The organism is Vibrio sp. 10N.222.48.A3 (assembly GCF_041475345.1).
GTDB lineage: Bacteria > Pseudomonadota > Gammaproteobacteria > Enterobacterales > Vibrionaceae > Vibrio > Vibrio tasmaniensis_A.
The window spans coordinates 1-3,183 of sequence record NZ_JBFRVX010001128.1 but is presented as its reverse complement, the minus strand read 5'-3'; the positions used below and the strand labels follow the sequence as shown (position 1 = coordinate 3,183).

The window sequence follows — 3,183 nt, the reverse complement described above, 5'->3', positions numbered from 1 at the left end:
GATCAGCTCGCTCAATATGTACTTACCATCGAAGAAGGCAACGCGGTACGTCGTGATGTCGTTGTAGGTGATCGAATTGGACAAGATGTTTTCGTCGCAAATGGCTTGGACGCCGGTGAACCAGTGATTGTTGGCGGACTGCAACGTATTCGTCCTGGTGCTCCTGTTTCAGTTGCGGAGTAATAGATTATGATCAGTAAATTTTTTATCGACCGACCGAAATTTGCGTTTGTTATCTCGATCTTCCTGACCTTGATTGGTTTGATTGCGATTAAAACCATGCCGATTTCAGAGTACCCAAGCGTGACGCCTCCGCAAGTTCGTGTCGTCGCGTTCATGCCGGGTGCCAGTGCTGAAACCGTAAAAGAGGTGATTGGTAATCCAATTGAAGAGGAAGTGAACGGTGTAGATGGCATGGTTTACATGCAGTCGCGTTCAACCAACGATGGCCGTTACTTCTTAAACATTACCTTTGATAACAGCGTTGATGCGGATATGGCGATGGTTAACGTATCTAACCGCGTCGCCGTTGCTGAAAACATGCTGCCGTTTGAAGTTCGTGCTCGTGGTGTGCGTATTCGTAAAGCCGCGCCGGATGACTTGCTCGCGATTGCTTTCTACTCTGAAGATCAATCGATGTCAGAGCTAGAGCTTAACAGCTGGGTCGAAGCAAACTTCATGGAGCGTATCGCTCGTATCTCTGGCTTAGCAAGCAGCGATTTGATTGGTGCGACCTATGGTATGCGCGTGTGGCTCGATATGGACCGCATGGCGTCACTGGGTGTGACAACATTTGATGTGAAGAACGCGATTCGTGAACAAAATGCAGTAGTGCCAGCAGGGCGAATTGGCCAAGGTCCAAGTCGTGAAAATGCCGCATTGCAGTTTAACTTGATCACTCAAGGTCGACTGTCGAGTGCAGAAGAGTTTGAACAAATTATTGTAAAAACCTTAGCAGACGGCAATCAAATCTACCTGAAAGATGTATCAAACGTAGAGATTGGTAGCCAATTCTATGATGCCTACGCAACCTACAATGGCGGAGATGCTGCTCTAGTCGCAATGCAGGCTAACCCAGATGCCAACGCTTTGGAAACAGGCGCTGCGGTTAAATCGGTACTGAAAGACATTGAAAGCATCATGCCAGCCGGTATGACTTACGCGATCCCATACGACACCACCTTATCGGTTGAAGCGTCTATTCGCAGCATCGTCGAAACCTTAATTGTTGCTGTCGGGCTTGTGATTGCGGTGACTTACCTGTTCTTGGGTAATGTCAGAACAACACTTGCACCTGTGATTGCGATTCCTGTGTCTTTGATTGGTACTTTTGCTTTCATGCAATTGGGTGGCTTTAGTATCAATACCGTTACCTTATTTGGCTTGATTCTGGCGATTGGTATCGTGGTGGACAATGCCATTTTGGTGGTTGAGAACGTAGAACGCATTCTCAATGAAAACCAAACCATTGATGCCAAAGAAGCCACCAATCGAGCTATGAAAGAAGTCACCGGCCCGATTGTCGCATCGACATTAGTCATGCTTGCGGTGTTTATTCCTGTGGCATTGCTTCCAGGCATCACGGGGCTGATGTTTGCTCAGTTCTCTATCACCATCTGTATTGCTTTGGTGCTATCCGCTATCAATGCACTCACGCTGTCACCTGCATTATGTGCAATGGTTATGAAGCGTAACCCTAAGCCTGCTAAGTGGTTTGTGGCATTCAATGCAATGTTCGACAAAGTAACAAACGCGTATGGCAAAGCAGTCTCTTTATTGGTGCGCAAATCAGCAGTGCTTTTGGTTTCGTTCGCAGTGGCTATTGCTGCCATGGTGGCGATGAATGACAAGCTACCGACGGCATTTGTTCCAGCTGAAGACAAAGGCGTGTTGGCGCTCGCGATGTTCTTGCCTGATAACGCATCGAAAGAGCGTACTCATGACTTGATTCGTCAAGCTGAAGCGGTATTAAACCAAGACCCAGCAATTGAAGATTTCGCAGGTGCAATTGGCTTCAATGCTCTGACCGGTGGTGTTGCCGCTAACTCAGCGACCATGTTTGTTAATTTGAAAGACTGGGATGAGCGTCTTGCAATGGATGGCGACCATACACAAGCTGCGGTTGCCCAGCGCATCAACATGCAATTGTATGGCATTGATAAGTCGATGAGCATCGCTATGGGTCTACCACCTATTCCAGGTATTGGTATCGGTGATGCACTTGAGTTTATGGTGCAAGACACGTCTGGCCGCACTGCTCAAGAACTCGCGCAAGTGACTTACGCGATGATGGCAGCGGCTAATCAAGCGCCAGAAATCACTAATGCGATGACGACTTATCGTGCCAATGTTCCACATTACAACGTCGAAATTGATCGCGAGAAAGCGCGTCAGTTAGGCGTACCACTCAGTGCAATTAACGATGCGATGGCGACACATCTGGCGTCTTCATATGTTAATGACTTTGCCCTAAACGGAAGAAGCTACCGAGTTTTTGTTCAAGCTAAAGGGGAACAACGAAATGATCTATCTGATGTGCTACGCATACATGTCCCGTCGGCGCTTGGCGAACAAGTTCCGCTGTCTGCTGTCGCAACGATCGAACCGACATTAGAACCTGACCTAGTTACAAGCTACAACATGTTACCTGCGGCACGTTTACAGCTAAATCCAGCTCCAGGTTACTCATCTGGTGAGGCGATTGACGCAATGGAGCGTATCGCCGAGGAAGTTCTCACTCAGGGTTACACCTATGAGTGGACGAACATGGCTTATCAAGAGAAGTTGGCGGGGAACACGGCTCAAATCGCTCTGGTTTTAGCTCTGGTATTCATCTACTTATTCCTTGTAGCTCAGTACGAATCATGGGCTCTGCCTGCTGCGATCATTATTGTGGCTCCAACCGCTGCTGTGGGTACTTTCGCGGCGTTATTAGCGGGTGGGCAGGCCTTGTCTATCTACGGTCAAATTGGCTTGATTCTATTGATTTCCCTAGCAGCTAAGAACGCGATTTTGATGGTCGAATTCTCAAAGCTGAAGCGTGAGACTCAAGGTTTAAGTATCGAAGAGGCAGCTATCCAAGGCGGCAAGATGCGTTTTAGAGCCGTAAACATGACGTCATGGTCATTCATCCTTGGCATCTTGCCTTTGGTGTTTGCCAATGGTGCAGGGGCTATCTCTCAG

At 48.0% G+C, this 3,183-nt stretch carries 1 protein-coding gene and 1 pseudogene; both read left to right on the top strand.

Annotated elements, in window-relative coordinates:
• Positions 1–183: pseudogene (locus AB4653_RS24315) on the top strand (efflux RND transporter periplasmic adaptor subunit); the annotation flags it as partial.
• Between the two features lie 6 nt (positions 184–189).
• Positions 190–3,183 (top strand): efflux RND transporter permease subunit (locus AB4653_RS24310; RefSeq protein WP_372105519.1); only part of this gene is annotated, 2,994 nt, incomplete at its 3' end.